This window comes from Parazoarcus communis (assembly GCF_003111665.1).
GTDB classification, from domain to species: domain Bacteria; phylum Pseudomonadota; class Gammaproteobacteria; order Burkholderiales; family Rhodocyclaceae; genus Parazoarcus; species Parazoarcus communis_B.
This window is the reverse complement of record NZ_CP022188.1, coordinates 166,654-183,988: the sequence shown is the minus strand read 5'-3', so window position 1 is coordinate 183,988 and position 17,335 is coordinate 166,654. Positions and strand designations below refer to the sequence as shown.

The 17,335-nt window shown below is 64.8% G+C and carries 14 protein-coding genes; 3 read left to right on the top strand and 11 right to left on the bottom strand.

What is annotated here, in order from left to right; translation table 11 throughout:
- Positions 1–12 precede the first annotated feature (12 nt).
- The 7 genes from CEW87_RS00800 to CEW87_RS00770 all read right to left on the bottom strand — a co-directional run bounded on the left by CEW87_RS00800 (position 13) and on the right by CEW87_RS00770 (position 8,800).
- The gene (locus tag CEW87_RS00800) at positions 13–1,656 is read right to left on the bottom strand and encodes a diguanylate cyclase domain-containing protein (RefSeq protein ID WP_159098058.1); all 1,644 of its coding nucleotides are present in this window, start codon (positions 1,654–1,656) and stop codon (positions 13–15) included.
- Entirely contained in the window at positions 1,649–2,053 is a 405-nt protein-coding gene (locus CEW87_RS00795) for a response regulator (RefSeq protein ID WP_108971122.1), read from the bottom strand. Before CEW87_RS00795 ends, CEW87_RS00800 begins: the two co-directional genes overlap by 8 nt.
- A complete protein-coding gene (locus CEW87_RS00790) occupies positions 2,050–4,848 on the bottom strand; it encodes a PAS domain S-box protein (RefSeq protein ID WP_108971121.1) in 2,799 nt (932 codons plus the stop codon). Before CEW87_RS00790 ends, CEW87_RS00795 begins: the two co-directional genes overlap by 4 nt.
- A 189-nt stretch (positions 4,849–5,037) precedes the next feature.
- Positions 5,038–6,663, bottom strand: a complete 1,626-nt coding sequence (locus CEW87_RS00785; RefSeq protein ID WP_108971120.1) for a hypothetical protein — start codon at positions 6,661–6,663, stop codon at positions 5,038–5,040.
- A gap of 26 nt (positions 6,664–6,689) precedes the next feature.
- Positions 6,690–7,424: an LrgB family protein gene (locus CEW87_RS00780; protein ID WP_108971119.1), complete on the bottom strand. Its 735-nt coding sequence runs from the start codon at positions 7,422–7,424 to the stop codon at positions 6,690–6,692.
- Positions 7,421–7,780: a CidA/LrgA family protein gene (locus tag CEW87_RS00775; protein WP_108971118.1), complete on the bottom strand. Its 360-nt coding sequence runs from the start codon at positions 7,778–7,780 to the stop codon at positions 7,421–7,423. Before CEW87_RS00775 ends, CEW87_RS00780 begins: the two co-directional genes overlap by 4 nt.
- Before the next feature lie 84 nt (positions 7,781–7,864).
- Positions 7,865–8,800: a nucleoside recognition family protein gene (locus CEW87_RS00770; protein WP_108971117.1), complete on the bottom strand. Its 936-nt coding sequence runs from the start codon at positions 8,798–8,800 to the stop codon at positions 7,865–7,867.
- Between the two features lie 113 nt (positions 8,801–8,913).
- Between CEW87_RS00770 and CEW87_RS00765 the strand changes: the two genes are divergently transcribed.
- The gene (locus tag CEW87_RS00765) at positions 8,914–10,134 is read left to right on the top strand and encodes a lytic murein transglycosylase (RefSeq protein WP_108971116.1); all 1,221 of its coding nucleotides are present in this window, start codon (positions 8,914–8,916) and stop codon (positions 10,132–10,134) included.
- A gap of 6 nt (positions 10,135–10,140) precedes the next feature.
- Here the strand turns inward: CEW87_RS00765 and CEW87_RS00760 are convergent, their stop codons facing one another.
- The gene (locus tag CEW87_RS00760) at positions 10,141–12,813 is read right to left on the bottom strand and encodes an EAL domain-containing protein (RefSeq protein ID WP_108971115.1); all 2,673 of its coding nucleotides are present in this window, start codon (positions 12,811–12,813) and stop codon (positions 10,141–10,143) included.
- Between the two features lie 150 nt (positions 12,814–12,963).
- Complete coding sequence (gene pmbA / locus CEW87_RS00755) at positions 12,964–14,304, bottom strand: metalloprotease PmbA (protein ID WP_108949232.1); 1,341 nt, start codon at positions 14,302–14,304, stop codon at positions 12,964–12,966.
- A 64-nt stretch (positions 14,305–14,368) separates the two neighbouring features.
- Between pmbA and yjgA the strand changes: the two genes are divergently transcribed.
- Together yjgA and mog are read left to right on the top strand one after the other, a co-directional pair.
- Entirely contained in the window at positions 14,369–14,968 is a 600-nt protein-coding gene (gene yjgA, locus CEW87_RS00750) for a ribosome biogenesis factor YjgA (protein WP_108971114.1), read from the top strand.
- On the top strand, positions 14,965–15,555 hold the full coding sequence (gene mog / locus CEW87_RS00745; RefSeq protein WP_108971113.1) for a molybdopterin adenylyltransferase: 591 nt from the start codon (positions 14,965–14,967) through the stop codon (positions 15,553–15,555). The genes yjgA and mog overlap by 4 nt, the downstream gene beginning before the upstream one ends.
- An 82-nt stretch (positions 15,556–15,637) precedes the next feature.
- Here the strand turns inward: mog and CEW87_RS00740 are convergent, their stop codons facing one another.
- Together CEW87_RS00740 and msrP are read right to left on the bottom strand one after the other, a co-directional pair.
- Positions 15,638–16,321 (bottom strand): sulfite oxidase heme-binding subunit YedZ, encoded by a 684-nt coding sequence (locus CEW87_RS00740; RefSeq protein ID WP_108949229.1) that lies wholly within the window; start codon positions 16,319–16,321, stop codon positions 15,638–15,640.
- A 13-nt stretch (positions 16,322–16,334) separates the two neighbouring features.
- On the bottom strand, positions 16,335–17,279 hold the full coding sequence (msrP, locus tag CEW87_RS00735; protein ID WP_108971112.1) for a protein-methionine-sulfoxide reductase catalytic subunit MsrP: 945 nt from the start codon (positions 17,277–17,279) through the stop codon (positions 16,335–16,337).
- Between the last annotated feature and the right edge of the window lie 56 nt (positions 17,280–17,335).

Sequence of the window (17,335 nt, the reverse complement as noted above, 5' to 3'; positions counted from 1 at the left end):
ATGTGCTCCGTGCTAGGCGGCCGGGCGGGCATGGGGGGAGGGGGCCAGTTCGATGCGGTTGCGACCGCGTTCCTTGGCGTCGTAAAGCGCATCGTCGGCGGCTGCCGTGAGGGACGATGCATCCGGATGGGTGGGAAAGTCGGCGATACCGCAACTGAAAGTGACGTGAAAGCTCGCGCCGTCCGCAGTGTGGCTCAAGGCGGCGAACTCCTTGCGCAGCGGCTCCAGGATTCGCTGCGCCGACGCTCCGTCGGTGTCGGTCAGGATGAGGGCGAATTCCTCGCCACCGTAGCGGCCTGCAACGTCGGTGCGGCGCAGCCGGCTCTGCAGCAGCCGTGCGAGGGCGCGCAACACCTGGTCGCCCGCGGCATGACCATGGCTGTCGTTGACCGACTTGAAATGATCGAGGTCGATCATTGCGAACGCCAGTGGATGTCCGAGCCGTTTGGAGCGCAGCAGTTCGAGCTCCAGTCGCTCTTCGAGCCTGCCGTGATTGAGCAGGCCGGTAAGGCTGTCGTGGTCGATATGCTCGCGCAGCACACCTGCCCGCCGTGCGCGGCTGCAGATGACGGATACGAGCCGTGTCGGATCGACCGGCTTGGTGAGATAGTCGTCAGCGCCACTCTTGAGCGCGAGCAGTTGCTGCTCCTCGGCCGTTTCGCTCGACAGGAACACGATCGGAACGCTGACATAGGCGTCCTGCTGCCGGATCAGCGAGGCCAGTTCGATGCCGTCGCACCCGGGAAGGTAGAGATCCATCAGAATCAGATCGGGGCGGGATTCCGAGAGTGCCTGGGCGAGACGGGTCGGATCGGTGAGGCAGGTTGGCACGATTCCCGACGCATCGAGGGTTTCCGCGTAGAAGCGCGAAACGTTCTCGTCGTCCTCGATGATGAGGACTCTGGGCGGCATCGGCGGAATACGCTCGGTCAGGGTATCGAGTGTGGCGGCGAGCGCAGGAATCTCCACCGGTCTGGTGAAATAGGCCTGCCCGCCATTTCGCACGCCTGCCAGGCGGGCTTCGAAATCGTCGCGCGCCGAGATGAAGACGAGCGGCGGCTTGCGTGGCGCAGGGAACGGATGCTCGGCCAGCGCCTGAACGCCGGCCTTCTCGTCATCGCTAAAGTCGCTGTCGACGATCAGGGCGAGCGGGCTGTCCTCATCCGCGTGCTCGAGCGCAGCCGCCACCGTATCGAAGGCGCGAACCGCATAGCCAAAGTGGCCGAGTTTGAGACGAAGCTCGCCTGCCAGCGCCTGATCGGCCGAGATCAGGCAGACTGGCAGCGCAGCGTCTGCAGGGGCGGATGCCTTGCGCTCGATAAGCGGCTGTGGCGTCGTGTCGCCTTGCCGGAGGGCCTCGCTGACGGCAGCCTGAAGCGCTTCAAGCAGGGGCTGAACGGCTTTCGGTGGGTGGTGCTCGGCATGAGACTGAAGAGCGTTGCTCAGTGCCCGCGCAGCATCGCTGATCTCCGGGAAGCCGAAGGTGCCGCCCGAGCCGGAGAGGCCATGCGTCAGCGCGCGGGCCGTGCTCAGGCACGCTTCCTTTCCGGCGGGCGGACACAGGGCCTCCCGCAGCCGCTGCATCCGGTCTGGCAACTGGTCGATAAAGCGGCGCTGCAGCGCCGCGAGCCGGCTCGCGAGGGCTTCCTTACTCAAGGTCGAGCGCCTCCGCATGGAGCCAGATCTGGCGCACCTGATCTGCAAGGCTCATGGGATCGAAGGGCTTGTGGATGACATCCAGCGCACCGAGTGCCCGGTAATGCTCCACCTCCTGCGGCTGCACCTTTGCGGTCATGAAAATGACCGGCGTAAGGGCAAGGCCCGGGAGCTGGCGCAGGGCTTGCAATGTCGAGGGGCCGTCCATGTCCGGCATCATGACGTCAAGCAGAATCACGTCGGGCTCGAAGGCGGGCGCCTTGGCTACCGCCTCGGCGCCGGAGCTGCAACATTCGAGTTCGAAGCCGCCGAGCGCCTGCAGGGCCATGGCGGCAACGGTCTGGATGTCGGGCTCGTCCTCGACGTAGAGAATTTTCTTGAGCAGGTCAGGGTTCATTGGCCCCTCGGCAGGTTGCGTTGAATCTGTGTCCGAAGTGTAGACAGCAGCCGATCGTTATCGGTGCTCGACTTGAGCAGACAGGCAGCAAATTGCTGGGAATCGTGCTCGGACAGTTCGCTCGCCGAGAACACCACCACCCGCGGTTCGGGCTGTTTGCTCGCGATCACGGGTACGAGTGACCAGCCCGAACCGTCGGGCAGGCCCAGATCGAGGATCACCAGATCGTAGGCGTTTTCCGACAGCAGCGCGCGCGCTGCCTGCAGGTCGTAAGCGTGGTCGATCGTGGCCATGTTCGTGATCAGTGCTTCGACGAAGCGATGGACGTCGGGGTCGTCCTCAACATGGAGAATGCGCGGTCTGTCGGACCTGCCCTCGGCGTTCCCCTCGGCATCATTGCGGGAGTTGTCGAGCGCTGCAAGCAGACGTTTGTGATCGACCGGCTTTTCCAGCCAGTCGGCAATGGCGAGTTCGCCGCCCAGTCTGGCCTTGCCGGCGACTCTCGTTGCGGTCACCACGACGACAGGGAGATTGCGCGCATAGGCTTCGCCGCGCAGTTCGCGAATGAGGGAGACGCCGTCCTGGTCCGGGAGCGCGATATCGAGCGTCATGGCGTCGTAGGCGTGCTGCCGGAGCATGGATTTTGCCGCTGCGGCGCTGTACGCGATGTCTGGACGGTAGCCAGCCTCTTCGAGGACGAAACGGATCAGCTCGGCGAAATCCGGGTCGTCCTCGCACACCAGGATGCGGGCGCCGTGGGCCTGCTCCTGCGCTGGCGAGGGGAGGAGGGGCGTGGCGGGGCCGGTACAGGGCAGTTCGACCCAGAAGCAGGTGCCGGATGTCGAACTGTCGAAGCCGATGGTGCCCGACATTGCCTCGACCAGCGCGCGCGAAATGGCCAGTCCGAGCCCGGTGCCACCTTTCTGGCGGGCGTCGGACGCGTCGGCCTGGGAGAACTTCTGGAATATCCGGTGCTGGAACGCCGCAGGAATGCCCGGGCCGCTGTCGGTCACCGCAATGCGGACCCGTCCGTTGCTGGCGCCTACCGAGACCCGGACGCTACCGCCACGCGGAGAGAACTTTGCCGCATTGGCCAGCAGATTGGTCAACACCTGCACCAGGCGGTCGTTGTCAATGCGGACATGAACGTCCTCGGTGTCGTCGTGTAGCTCGAAGGCGACGCCGAGTTCGCGTGCATACCCGCGACTCGCATCGATGGCTTGAGTGATGACCGGAAGAAGTGCCTGGGAGGTGAGGTTGAACACCATCTTTCCCGATGCGATCTTCTCGATGTCGAGCATGTCATTGATCAGCCGGACGAGGCGCTCGCTGTTGCGATGGGCGACCTCGACCAGTTTGGCTGCCTGTGACGGCAGGCTGCCGGCAACGCCACCCATGATCAGGCCGAGAGATCCCCGGATCGATGTCAGTGGTGTGCGCAGTTCATGGCTGACGGTGGAGATGAACTCCTTCTTCAGGCGCTCGTTCTCTTTCTGCTCGGTCAGATCGTAGGCAATGCCGACAAAGCCGCTGATGTGCCCCTCACTGTCCTGCAGCGCGGTGACGGACTGCATGGCGGACAGGCGTGAGCCGTTCTTACGGATGAGCGTCCATTCGCGTTCGTCCGCCTCGCTGAGGCGAGCCGTGCGGGCCACGATTGCGTGGAAATCCGGGGCGATGGTGCAGCCGAATTCGGCTGAAAGCTCGGCGGCTCTGGCACGGATCTCAAGCGGGTCGTGAAAGACGAGCGGGCTGCTGAGGCCGATCATTTCGCTGGCATCGAAGCCCAGCATGCGCTCGGCTGCCGGGTTGAACGCACGGATGGTGCCGCTCTCGTCGGTGGCGACGATTGCGTAGCTCACGCCCCTGAGAATGGCTTTCTGCATCGCATCGCGCGCCGCGAGCTCGCGCTGCGCGTTCTTGCGTGCGCTGATATTGCGGATGATGCCGGTAAAGAGGCGGCGGGAGCCGAGCTCCGTTTCGCCGACCGCAAGGTCCATCGGGAAGGTGCTGCCATCCTTGCAGCGGCCCACGACTTCGCGACCAATGCCGATTACATGGGGCTCGCGGGTGCGGAGGAAGCGTTCGAGGTAGCCGTCGTGCTCCGAATGATAGGGCTCAGGCATCAGCATCCTGACGTTGTTGCCGAGCACCTCTTCTGCCGTGAAACCGAAAATGCGTTCCGCTGCGGGGTTGAAGGATTCGACAATACCGGCGTCGTTGATGGTCACGATGCCGTCGATGGCGGTGTTCACGATGGCACGCATGCGTGCCTCCTGGTTGTGCAGCGCTTCAACCATCTGCTGCGCCCGTATCCGCGTCAGTTCGGACTGGACCAGATCGGCGAGGTCTCTGAGCGATTGCTGATCCTCTGCCGAGAGCTCGCGCGGAGCGGTATCGATGAGGCACAGCGTGCCGATGCGAAAGCCTTCCAGGGTGGAGAGCGGCGCGCCGGCATAGAAGCGGATGTCGGGCGCATCGGTGACGAGCGGATTGTCGGCAAATCGAAGGTCGTCGTGGGTGTCGGGCACCATGAAGATGCCATCCTGCAGGATGGCGTGGCCACAGAATGAAATCCTGCGCGGGGTTTCGGTGGCGCTGAGGCCCTGTCGCGACTTGAACCACTGGCGCTCCGCGTCGATCAGGCTGATCAGCGCGATCGGCACCTTGAACAGGCGTTGAGCAAGGCGCGTGATGCGGTCGTACCGGTCCTCGCCCGGGGTGTCCAGCAGCTTGAGCGCCAGCAGCGCGTCAAGGCGCTCGGCCTCATCGGGCGGATAGTCCGGTTCCTTCATGTGGTGTCCCCAGTCATCGGCTCATGGCACCGGCACAGTCTGTGCGTCAGCGCTGCCCCCGGTCTTGCCGGCAGTGCCATGATAGATGCAGATGGGTTTCCCGGGTGTGTCATCCTGCGCGGTCGCGAAATGCACCTGGTATCCGGGGCAGGCGCTCACGCGAGTGCGCGAGCGCCTAGGACGGCCTGGTCAGGCGCAGCGCAGGCCGAGCTTTCGGGTGATCCAGATGGCCAGCAAGGGCAGGCACAGCCCGAGCGCGGTGACGGCTACGAGCAGCATGCCGAGTTCGCTGTAGTCGGCAGGCAGCTTGATGGCGTTGCTTGCAGCATCCCTCACCTCGCGCGTGATGGTGAAGATCTCGTTCAGGTACTTCGTTCCCAGTTGCGAGGCGGACAGGGCGAGGTTGGTAAATGAGGCCATGACGGCAAAGAAGGTCGCCTTGAGGTGTGGCGGGGCCGAGTTTGCAATCCACGCCAGCATCGGCACCATGGCCACCTGACCGAGCGGTGATTCGAGCGCGGTGTTGGCAATGGCGATGAAGCGCGCATCGACAACGCCGCCGGTCATGCTTGCGGTCCATTCGTGCAGGCCGTGATACATCCCGATGATGGGCAGGGTCAGCACGGTGGCGGCAAGGGTCAGGAAGATGACGATGGAGGCAATCGGCTTCTCTGCCATGAAGCGGCGGAACAGGAACAGCCCCGCCAGGGTCAGGGCGCTGGTGATGAGATCCAGCCTGGACAGGAAGGACTGGTCGAAACCGAGTTCGTCGATCATCCACCAGCCGGCGCCGGCCCCGGTTCCCGGCATGGCGCGAAACACGAAGATGACGACGGCCGTGCCAAGCAGGGTGCGGGCGGCCTCCGGCGGGAGCTCGCGCAGCAGCCGGCCCATCATCATTGCGATCACGGCGAAGGAGCCGACAAAGATGATCTCCTGGCCATATTCGATACCGGACAGGCCCACCGTGAGCGTCAGCGCGACGAAGGCGGCGCTGCCGCCCAGAATCCACCAGTTGGGCTGGGTTTTCTCTTCCGGGTCATGCACCAGGCGGTCGATCTCGCGCTGGCTGTGGCCGAGGCCGGCGAGGCGGCGCGCTTCGGCGCGCTTGAGGAAGCCGGCGAGGACCACGCCGCTGATCGACAGCAGCGGGATGATGAGCGCCATCTCGTAGATCTGCAGGTAGATCGCGACCTTTTCCACCTCCGGCAGGTTCTCCGCGCCCTGGAACATCACCACGTTGGCAATGGAGACGAGCACGCTGCCGCCGATGATCGCCACCCGGCCGAGCATCTGCATCGTGGTGTGCATCAGGCGGATGGTGTCGGCCGCGATCGGCTTGCCGGCGGCGTCGATACGGGGAACGGCTTCGACGGTCATCGCGTCGGCGACTGCGTCCTGCATGACGTAGCCCACCGGTGCGAGCAGGGCCGAGAGCACGAACCAGGCTTCGACCGGCATGACGGTGCGCATGGCCGAGGGTTGTCCGATGAGGCCGCACATGATCAGCAGGCTGGCGGCAATCAGGCTCGCGCCCAGATACACCAGCCCGCTCTTGTAGCGCCACAGCAGATCGACCATGTGGCCGATGGGCATCTTCAGCGCCCACGGGATGCCGGCCCAGAAGCCGAGTGCGGCGAGAAAGGCGGCCGAGAGCTCGAGATAGTCCTTGATGAAGAAGGTCCCGACGATGCCGGTGAGCCCGGACACGCCGGCGGCGCAATAGACCATCAGCGGCGGGAGGTAGGAAAGTCGCATCTCGCGACCGAGTTCGAGGATGTTGCGATCAATCCAGCGATATACCGCACTCAGCATTCAGTAGACCTTCCAGGGGTGTGTGTTCAGCGGTTGAGCAGGCTTTCGATCCAGGGCAGGATCCATGGCAGAGACAGGGCGGTGACCAATCCGTTCAGCCCCATGGCGAGGGCCGCGAAGGCGCCGGCCTGCTCGCTGACCTGGAAGGCGCGTGCGGTGCCGATGCCATGCGAGGCAATGCCGATGGCGAAGCCACGGACGGCGTGGTCCTCGATGCGCAGCCACTGATAGATGTAGCGTGCGCCGACTGCGCCGAGGATGCCGGTCATGATTACCAGCACTGCGGTCAGCGAAGGCAGGCCGCCCAGGCGCTCGGCGACGGCCATGGCGATCGGTGTGGTGACGCTCTTGGGCGCGAGCGACATCAGCGACTCGCGGCTGGCGCCAAGCGCTGCGCCGATGGCGTAGGCCGACAGCGCCGCGGTGAGCGACCCGGCCAGCAGGCTGATCAGGAGCGGTCCGGCCATGGCCTTCAGGCGCGGCCACTGTGCATGCAGCGGAATGGCCAGCGCCACCGTGGCAGGGCCGAGCAGGAAGTGCACGAACTGGGCACCGTCGAAGTAGGTGGTGTAGGGCGTGCCGGTCAGCAGCAGCACGCTGGCAAGCATCGCCACGGCAATCAGGACCGGGTTCGCCAGCGGGTGAAAGCCAAGCCGCTTGTATATCCAGAACGCGGCCTGATAGGCGATCAGGGTCAGGGTGAGGCCAAGCAGCGGCGTGGTCGAGAGATAGACCCAGATCTCGTTCAGGTTGCCGTTCACGACGGACGCTCCGGGTGGCGGCTGCGTTTGCCGAGCGCACGCAGCAGGAGCGCCGTCATGGCGATGGTCAGGAATGTGCTGCCCAGCAGTGCTGCGGTCAGCGGCAGCCATTCGTCGGCAAGCCGGCTGCCGTACAGGATCACCCCGGTTCCTGCCGGCACGAACAGCAGCGACAGATGCTGCAGCAGCGATCCCGCGGTCTCGCGCAGGGATTCACTCGGCCCGCCGCGCAGCATCAGGGCGGCAAACAGAAGTGCCATGCCGATCACCGGGCCCGGCACGGGCAGGGCGAAGGCGCGCACGATCACTTCGCCGACAAGCTGAAATACGAGCAGAAGGGTCAGGGCCTGGAGCATGGCTATTCTCCGTTCGGGTGGAGGCGGCAGCTTAACCCGGTGCGCGGTTGTCGGTCAGCCTGTCGGGCAAGAAGCTGAGGAAGGTCAGAGCAGGGCGTGGCCAGCGGTGCGGATCACGATACCCACAGCAGCGCCGAAGACCGCCGGCTTCCATACCTTGGTCACCCGCCGGCCGGCAGAAATCAGCACCGCCACGCCGGGGACGTCGAGCGGGCTGATGAGGAAGCCCGCGCTGCTGTTGAGCGTGGTCACCGTGGCGGAACCGGCTTTCAGCATGTCGTCCATCACTCCCATCATCGCAGTGCCGCCGGCAATGAACTTGGTGAGCGTGGGCAGAATCAGCGCCGGGTCGATACCGATCATGGTCAGGCCCGGGGCGAGCAGGTGGGTGAGCAGGTCGATGGTGCCCGTCAGTCGTAGCACCATGACCGCGACCAGGGCCAGCACCAGCATCGGAATCGCGCCGATGGCAATCTTGAAAGCTTCGGCGCCGGCGCGGTTGATGACGTCGAGCACCCCCTTGGCGTCGTCAGCCACCCGGTGGTGGAGGGTTTCGTCCAGGGGCGCTTCAGCCGCCGACAGGCCGCGGCCGAACAGATGGTAGGTGACCGCTGCCGCAACCAGGCCGCCGATTGCGGACAGCATCAGGGTAGGGCCGAAGGCCAGGCCCATGGCTGCCATTGGGAAGGTGACGTTGCCCTGAGCCATCGCCAGCACCATGGCGAGAGTGGCCGCAATATGGCGGTCGGAGCTGCCGCGGCTCTCCATCATGGTGAGCGTGGCGACGGGCGCCGCGAAGCTCACGAAGCTGATCTGCAGCGCAGCAAACACGCCCAGCCCGGTCAGGCCGAGTGGGCGCAGCGCGGGGGTGATGCGCGCGATGGCCATGTCGATGAGACCCTTTGCTTCGAGCAGGCGCATCAGCGAGAGCATCACCACCATGATCGGAAGGAGCACGAAGAGCGAGAGCTCGACTGCCGAGCGGCCGGCGCGCAGGATGATGTCGGTGAGCAGGTCCATGGCAAGGGATCGTTTGTGCAGTGCGGCGATCGTAGCCTGAAACCGGTGAGTCGGGGAGGCTTGCCGCGGGCAAGGGTGGAACCCGCAGCCGCTGCCGAGGGTAGAATGGCGGCATGAAAACGCGCCCATCCCCCCTGCTTCCCCGCTCACTGGTCCTGTCCGCGCTGCTGACGCTGCCCCTTCCGGTCCTTGCTGACCAGGCTTTTACAGATTGCCTGGATCGCCTGCGTACCGAGGCGGTTCAGCATGGTGTTGCGCAGTCGACCTTCGACGCGCATGCCGCAGGGCTCGAGCCCGACATGGCCGTGCTCGGCTTCCTCGATGCGCAGCCGGAGTTCGTTACGCCGATCTGGGACTACATCGCGGCACTGGTCGACGATGAGCGCATTGCCGATGGGCGCGCGATGCTCGAGCAGTGGGGTGAAGTGCTGCAAAGGGTGGAAGCCGTCTATGGCGTCGATCCCGCCACGGTGGTCGCAGTGTGGGGCGTCGAGAGCAACTTTGGCCGCAACTTTGGCAGCCGCCCCTTGCTGACATCGCTGTCGACCTTGTCGTGTTTCGGGCGCCGGCAGTCATTCTTCAAGGGCGAGTTCTTCACCACGCTGAAGATCATCCAGGAAGGCCATGTCGCGCCCGAGCGCCTTACCGGTTCCTGGGCGGGCGCCTTTGGCCACACCCAGTTCATGCCATCGACCTTTGTGCGCCTGGCTGTCGACTTCGATCGCGACGGACGCCGGGATCTGGTCGACAGCGTGCCCGACGCGCTGGCATCGACCGCCAACTTCCTGCGCCGTGCAGGATGGCGTACCGAGGAACGGTGGGGCTTCGAGGTGGCCTTGCCCGCAGGCTTTGACGCCGGTCTTGCCGGACGTCGCAGCAAGCGGCCGGCGCGAGACTGGGTCAAGTACGGGCTGACGCGGATCGATGGCAGTCCGCTGCCGGAAGATACGCCGGTCAGTGGCCTGTTGCTGCCGGCTGGCAAGGAAGGCCCGGCCTTCCTCGTCGGACGCAATTTCGACGCGCTCTACGGCTATAACGCGGCCGAAAGCTATGCGCTGGCGATCGCACATCTCTCCGATCGCCTGCGTGGCGGCAGCGCATTCGCTGCGCCCTGGCCGACGGACGATGCCGGGCTGTCGCGGGCCGAGCGCCGTGAGCTGCAGCGCCTGCTGCTGGACCGTGGCCACGACATCGGTGAGGTCGATGGCATGATCGGCTCCCGCACACGCGAGGCGCTCAAGCTGGAACTGGAAGCGCTCGGGCTGAAGAGCGACGGACGTGCAGGTCAGGCCGCACTGAGGGCGTTGCGCGAGGCCGGCCCCGGCCCGCGCTGAGCCGCGTCAGGTGTCCGGGTGATTGGCCCGGTGGCGGTCCATCCAGTCCTGCAGTGCGTCGGGCGGCATGGGTTTTCCCAGCAGATAGCCCTGGTATTCGCCGCAGCGGGCCGCAACCAGATGTTCGATCTGGGCGGGTGTTTCCACGCCTTCCGCGATCACGCCCATGCCCAGGTTGCGTGCCATCGACAGGATGGTGGCCACGATCGAGATGTCGTCGTGGTCGTCGGGAATGCCCTCGACAAAGCTGCGGTCGATCTTCAGACGATCCACAGGCAGGCGTTTCAGGTAGCTCAATGAGGAGTAGCCCGTACCGAAGTCGTCGATTGCAAGGCTGACCCCCAGCGTCTTGACCCGATGCAGTTCGACGATGCACTCCTCGACGCGCTTGAGTACGTGCCCTTCGGTAATTTCGAGTTCGAGCTGGCTGGGCGAGAGTCCGGTGCGATCGAGCGCCGCTTTTACGGTGTCGAATAGTCTGTCCTGCGACACCTGATGGCTCGACAGATTGACCGCGACCCGCAACGGATGGCCGGCCTGTGCCCACTGCCGGGCCTGGGCGCAGGCCGTGTTCAGTACCCATTCGCCGATCTGGCCGATGAGGCCGATTTCTTCTGCTAGCGGGATGAAGCGGTCGGGGGGCACCAGTCCGCGTTCCGGATGCTGCCAGCGCACCAGCGCCTCTACACCCACCAGCTGGCCGTTCGCACAGGCTGCCTGGGGCTGGTAGAACAGGCGCAGTTCATCGCGCTCAATGGCACGGCGCAGTCCGCTCTCGAGCTCGAAGCGTTCGCGGCTGATACGGGTCTGTTCGGCCGTGTAGAAACGATAGGTGCTGCGTCCCTGCTCCTTGGCCTCGTACATGGCGGAATCGGCGCAGCGCAGCAAGGCTTCGCCACTGTCTCCGTCGCTCGGGAAGAGGCTGATCCCGATGCTGCCACCGACGAAGATCTCGTGCCCGTCCAGGATTACCGGCGCCTCGAGGGTGGAGAGAAGCTTCACGGCGACTCGTGCCGCATCGTCCGGCCCTTCGATGTCTTCGAGAATGACGACGAATTCGTCGCCCCCCTGACGGGCAAGGGTGTCCTGCTGGCGCACTGTTGAATGAAGGCGGTGGGCGACCTCCTGCAGCAGGCGGTCGCCCACGGGGTGGCCGAGGCTGTCGTTTACGTGCTTGAAGCGGTCGAGGTCGATGAACAGCAGCGCCACACGGCTTTCGCTCCGGCGCCCCCGTTCCAGCGCGTGCTCGAGGCGGTCGGCAAGCAGGCTGCGGTTGGGCAGGCCGGTCAGCGGGTCATGCTGGGCAAGGTGACGGATGCGGTCCTCGGCCTGCTTCTTGTCACTGATGTCCGAGAGCATGGCGATGTAGTGGCGTGGTTTGCCGCTGCCGTCGAGCACCGCATTGATGCTGCACCAGGCAGGGAAGGTTTCCCCGTAGCGGCGCATCAGACGGACTTCACCGTGCCATTCGCCGGCCTCATCAACACCCCGCCAGAGTTCGCTGCACATGCCGCCCTCATCGGTGCTGATGCACAGGGCCTGACACATCGTCCTGCCGCGCAACTCCGTGAGGCCGAAGCCGGTAATGGTGTGGCAGGCCTCATTGGTCTCCAGAATGTGGTGCGTCGCGTCGAGAATGAGCACGGCCTGCGGGCTGCCCTCGAAGACGGATGCAGCCAGTGCCATGCTCTCGCTCATTTCGCCCAGCTTTCGTGATTGCTGCACGACCTTGTCGGCGACCGGGCGAATGGCGCGCGCCGTCAGCCACGCGCCTCCAAGGACCAGCAGGGTGATCATCAGCAGCGGGCTGGCAAGACGAAACAGGACCGGCGTATCGAAGGTGCGCGCAGGGGTAACGAGCGCAAGACTCCATCCCGGCATCTCGGGCAGGGGCGCATAGGCCACCATGCTGGCCGACCCGTCGCTTCGTTCAAACTCGTCCAGCCCGGTCATGCCGCCCGCAGCACGTTCAAGGAAGGCCTGTTCCGGCTGCCCCGCATCCAGCAGCCGACCGCCGGGCGTCAGACGGTTGAACTCCACCACTGCCTGATCGGTGCTGTTGAACAGGAGCTGGCGGATGTTGTGCTCGCCCTTGGGGTCATTGTTGAGCAGTTCGTCGAGAGCCGCCATCTCGAAGGAGAGGATGTCCGTGCCTGTACGAACACCATCGCGCGACAGGACGGGGGCACTCACCAGCAACATGACCTTGTCGTCGATGCGCAGCGGTCCGCACGTGACGGGTTCCTTCGACGAGGCGATCTGCAGGAGTGCTGCGGGGATCTGCTGACCGATCTCGATGACCGGATCATTGCCCTGGTCGAGCCGCACCAGTCCCGCAATGTTTCTGCCCTGACTCAGCGCGTCACGAATGCGCGGGGCGGAGTATTCGACCAATGCCGACCTGTCGATCTCCCACCCGTTATAGGCCTCGAGCTGATCACGGATGCCGCTGCGGCTGGCGATCTGACGTGCGATGTCGTTGGCCTTGACGATGAACTGCCCGGCAGAACGGGCGCGGGCACGGGCGTCTTCGACATAGGCGGCCGCGGCACGGTCATGGGCATCGTGGTAAAGCGGGATGGCCGTCGCAATGGCAACCAGCAGGCCTGTCACCAGAATGCCAATGGTGGCGTAGGTCCGGATTCGCCGCTGGAGCCGGATGCTATAGGCGAGGTTCATGGAGCAGTATAAAAGCCATCATTCGTGCATGGTTATGCGTGCGGCCGTTCGCAATCGTGGCGAGAGGTGCAGGCGAGGCGGGCGGGGCGTGCCCTGAACGTGGGCGCAGGCAGGGACGGTGATGGCACCGTACCCCCTGTCATCCGTGGTTCAGCGACCGGCGACTTTCATCTGCTCGATCAGGATGGAGCCACAATGCTTGGCGCCGCGCGGCAGCGCATCGTTGCCGATGGCCACGATGTTGCGGAACATGTCGCGCAGGTTCCCCGCAATCGTGACTTCTTCGACCGCGTGCTTGATCTTGCCTTTCTCCACCCAGAAACCGGCTGCGCCGCGCGAGTAATCGCCGGTGACGTAATTGACGCCATGGCCGAGCAGTTCGGTCACCAGCAGGCCTTTGTCCATGTTGCGGATCATGGCCTCGAGGCCGTCTTCACCGGCGCTGACCCGGAGGTTGTGCGAGCCGCCGGCATTGCCGGTGGTCTGCATGCCGAGCTTGCGCGCGGAGTAGCTGGACAGGAAATAGCCTTGCAATACGCCGTCGATGACGACGTCGCGGTCGTGCGTGGCCACGCCTTCGCCGTCGAAGTAGCCCGAACCGAAGGCTTTCTTGAGGTGGGGGCGCTCGGCGATGCTGACGATGGGCGAGAACACCTGCTGACCGAGGCTGTCGAGCAGGAAGCTCGATTTGCGATACAGCGAGCCGCCGCTGACGGCCTGCACGAAGTTGCCGATCAGTGCCACCGCCAGCGGCGCTTCAAAGATCACCGGCACCTTGCAGGTCCGGATCTTCCTGGCGCCGAGTCGTGCCAGCGCACGCTCGCCGGCAATCCGGCCCACATCGGCTGCGCTCATCAGGTCTGCCGCGTCGCGCCGCGAGTCGTACCAGAACTCGCGCTGCATGTGCTCGCCTTCACCCGCGATCACCGAGCACGACAGGCCTTGCCGGCTGCTGGCGTAACCGCCCATGAAGCCGAGGCTGTTGGCGGATACGAAGTGCGACTGCTGGATGGAGACGTTCGCGCCTTCCGAGTTGCTGATCTTCGGGCTCACGCCGAAAGCGGCCGCCTCGCATTCGCGAGCAAGGTCGAGCGCGCCGTCCACCGTGATGTCCCACGGGTGGAAAAGATCGAGGTCGGGGCAGTCCTTCGCCATCAGGGCCTTGTCGGCGAGGCCGGCGCAAGGGTCGGGTGCGGTGAAGCGGGCGATGGACAGCGCTGCATCCACCGTGGCCTTCAGCGCAGCCTTGGAGAAGTCCGAGGTGCTCGCGTGTCCGCGTTGCTGCCCGAGGTACACCGTGATGCCGATGCCCTTGTCGCGGTTGTACTCGATTGTGTCCACTTCGCCCTTGCGTACGGCGACCGACTGACCAAAGCCTTCGGATACGTCGGTTTCGCAGGCAGAGGCGCCGCGTTTCTTCGCGTACTTGAGGATATCTGCGGCGATTTCACGCAAATGAGGCTGGGAGAAAGAGAAGCCGGAAGCGGACATGGACTGAAGACCGGTAAGCAAAGGCTATAATCTTAACCCGATCCCGCCCGATGCTTGCCTTACGATGGTTTCTCACGCTGATTCACCCCGTTCCAACGGCCCGCACGACGACGAGTCCGAGTACGAGCCGCCGAGCAAGAGCAGCCGCAAGCGCGCGATGCAGGCGCTGCAGGACCTCGGCGCCGAGCTCGTCGCCCTGCCGCCGACCCGCCTGCGCAAGGTGCCGCTGCCCGAATCCCTGTTCGTCGCGATCCGCGATGCGCAACGTCTGACCCGCAGGGATGAAGCCCTGCGCCGGCAGATGCAGTACATCGGCAAGCTGATGCGCAGCGTTGATCCCGAGCCGATTCAGGCGCAGCTGGAGCTTTTCCGCGGCGCATCGTCGGCCGAGGTGGCGCGTCAGCACCGACTGGAAAAGCTGCGCAGCGACCTCGTAGAGGACGAGAAGGTCATCGAGTACGTGGTCGAGACCTGGCCGGACGTTGATATCCAGCACCTGCGCACCCTGCGCCGCAATGCGATCAAGGAGCGTGAGCAGAACAAGCCGCCCAAGGCCTTCCGCGAGATCTTCAAGGTCTTGCGCGATCTCGACCGTGCCGGTGCGGCAGAGGACGCGGGCGACGAGGATGAACCCGACGATAGCGACGACGTGGAGCGTGCATGAGCGAACACATCAAGATCGGCCTGGTCTCGATCAGTGACCGGGCCTCGGACGGCCGTTACGAAGATCAGGGCATTCCTGCGCTGAAGGACTGGCTGGGCAAGGCACTGACCTCGCCGTGGTCGGCCGAGACGCGGCTGATTCCGGACGAGCGGCCGGTCATCGAGCAAACCCTGATCGAGCTCGCAGACGAGGCCGGGTGTTCGCTGATTCTCACCACCGGTGGCACCGGTCCTTCGCCGCGCGACGTCACCCCTGAGGCGACGCTGGCGGTGGGCGACAAGGAGATGCCCGGCTATGGCGAAGAGATGCGTCGCATCAGTCTGAATTTCGTGCCCACGGCAATTCTGTCGCGGCAGGTCGCGGTGATCCGTGGCAAGACCCTGATCATCAATCTGCCGGGCCAGCCGAAGTCGATCAAGGAAACCCTCGAAGGGGTGCGCGGGGCCGATGGCAGCGTGGTCCATGTCGGCATCTTTGCGGCCACGCCGTACTGCATCGATCTCATGGGTGGCCCCTATGTTGAAACCGATGAAACGGTGATCAAGGCCTGGCGGCCAAAGCACGCAATCCGCCCGAAGCAGGCCTGAGCGCCGAGGCCTGAAGGCTGCTTGACCCCGGTCGAACGCATCGGCCCTGGTTGTGCCTCGCTGGCACAGCCGGGGCCGATGTTCATTTGGGCACGATGCGAATGACCTTGCCCTTGAGCGAGGGTGCCACCGGCGGCGGGGTGGACAGCTGCCGGCGCCGCTCCTGTTCGCGCCACCAGGCGCGCAGCCCCAGCAGTGCGGCGAGGATCAGGCTGTAGACCACCGGTTGCAGGATGTCCGCCTTCACCAGCCACCAGTAATGCAGCACGCCGAAGATCGCGATGGCGTAGATCGAGCGGTGCAGCGCCTGCCAGCGTCGGCCGCCGAGGCGCTTGATCGCCGCGTTGGTCGAGGTCGCCGCGAGCGGCACCATCAGCACCAGCGCGGTGAAGCCGACGGTGATGTAGGGACGCTTCAGGATGTCCTTGGCGATGGCCGCCCAGTCGAAGAACTGATCCAGCCACAGATAGATGGCGAAGTGCGCCGCGCCGTAGGCGAAAGCGAACAGACCGAGCATGCGGCGCAGGCGTACCAGCCAGTGCAGGCCGGTATAGCGTCTCAGTGGCGTGATGGCGAGCGTGATCAGCAGGAAACGCAGGGTCCAGCTGCCAGTGGCGTGGGTGATGTACTCGATCGGGTTGGCGCCGAGCTGGTCGGCCCGCCAGCCGAGGACGAGCTGGGCGCCGGGAATCAGGCACAACAGGAAGAGAAAAGCCTTGATTGCGCCGATCTGGTCGGCGCTGACGGTTCGCATTGCAGGGTTCATCTGGCGAGGATACTCAGAACTGCCTGCGCAGGTCCATGCCCTGATAGAGGCTGGCAACCTGATCGGCATAGCCGTTGAACATCAGCGTGGGGCGCTTGCGTAAATCGCCGATGCGACGCTCGGTGGCCTGGCTCCAGCGCGGATGATCCACCTCCGGATTCACGTTCGAGTAGAAACCATACTCCTGCGGCGCCGACTTGTTCCAGGCGGTTGCGGGCTGGGTCTCGTGCAGGCGGATGGCGACGATGGACTTCGCGCTCTTGAAGCCGTACTTCCAGGGCACGACCAGCCGCACTGGCGCACCGTTCTGATTTGGCAGCACTTCGCCGTACAGGCCGAGCGCCAGAATGGTGAGCGGATGCATGGCCTCATCCAGACGCAGACCCTCGGTGTAGGGCCAGTCGAGAATCTGGCGGCGGGTCATGATCTTGGGATCGTAGTGGGTGACGAACTCGACATACTTTGCGCTCCCCAGCGGATCGACCTGCTTGAGCAGTGCTGCGAGCGGAAAACCCACCCAGGGCACGACCATCGACCAGGCCTCGACGCAGCGCAGGCGATAGATGCGCTCTTCCAGCGGCGCCAGCTTGAGCAGTTCGTCGATATCGAAGGTGCGCGGCTTGCCGACGAGGCCTTCAACCCGCACGGTCCAGGGCCGCGTCTGCAGCACGCCGGCATTCATCGCCGGATCTTCCTTGCCGGTGCCGAACTCGTAGTAGTTGTTGTAGCCGGTGACCGCCTTGTATGCGGTCTGTTCTTCGCTGATGCTGAATGGCGAGGCTTGCAGGGGCGACAGCTTCATCGGCGCGGCGTCGGCGGCGCGCGGCAGGCCGTTCCACAGTGCAGCGCCCGCAATCACGCCCGCTCCCGCCTTGAGCAGGAAGCGACGGCGGTCCTCGAACAGGGCGCGCGGTGTGATCTCGGATGCGGCGATATCGTCAGGGCGTTTGATGAGCATGATCGTGGTCCGTGTTTGGGAGGGTGCGGCAGGGTTATCAGTCAGTCGCTGGACGG

What these genes read in the sequence shown, in the direction of transcription:
- yjgA (WP_108971114.1), top strand. Translation starts at nt 14,369, where the DNA reads ATGGTTTCTCACGCTGATTCACCCCGTTCCAACGGCCCGCACGACGAC.
- CEW87_RS00765 (WP_108971116.1), top strand. Translation starts at nt 8,914, where the DNA reads ATGAAAACGCGCCCATCCCCCCTGCTTCCCCGCTCACTGGTCCTGTCC.
- CEW87_RS00795 (WP_108971122.1), bottom strand. Translation starts at nt 2,053, where the DNA reads ATGAACCCTGACCTGCTCAAGAAAATTCTCTACGTCGAGGACGAGCCC.
- CEW87_RS00760 (WP_108971115.1), bottom strand. Translation starts at nt 12,813, where the DNA reads ATGAACCTCGCCTATAGCATCCGGCTCCAGCGGCGAATCCGGACCTAC.
- CEW87_RS00785 (WP_108971120.1), bottom strand. Translation starts at nt 6,663, where the DNA reads ATGCTGAGTGCGGTATATCGCTGGATTGATCGCAACATCCTCGAACTC.
- CEW87_RS00775 (WP_108971118.1), bottom strand. Translation starts at nt 7,780, where the DNA reads ATGCTCCAGGCCCTGACCCTTCTGCTCGTATTTCAGCTTGTCGGCGAA.
- msrP (WP_108971112.1), bottom strand. Translation starts at nt 17,279, where the DNA reads ATGCTCATCAAACGCCCTGACGATATCGCCGCATCCGAGATCACACCG.
- mog (WP_108971113.1), top strand. Translation starts at nt 14,965, where the DNA reads ATGAGCGAACACATCAAGATCGGCCTGGTCTCGATCAGTGACCGGGCC.
- CEW87_RS00790 (WP_108971121.1), bottom strand. Translation starts at nt 4,848, where the DNA reads ATGAAGGAACCGGACTATCCGCCCGATGAGGCCGAGCGCCTTGACGCG.
- CEW87_RS00770 (WP_108971117.1), bottom strand. Translation starts at nt 8,800, where the DNA reads ATGGACCTGCTCACCGACATCATCCTGCGCGCCGGCCGCTCGGCAGTC.
- CEW87_RS00740 (WP_108949229.1), bottom strand. Translation starts at nt 16,321, where the DNA reads ATGAACCCTGCAATGCGAACCGTCAGCGCCGACCAGATCGGCGCAATC.
- pmbA (WP_108949232.1), bottom strand. Translation starts at nt 14,304, where the DNA reads ATGTCCGCTTCCGGCTTCTCTTTCTCCCAGCCTCATTTGCGTGAAATC.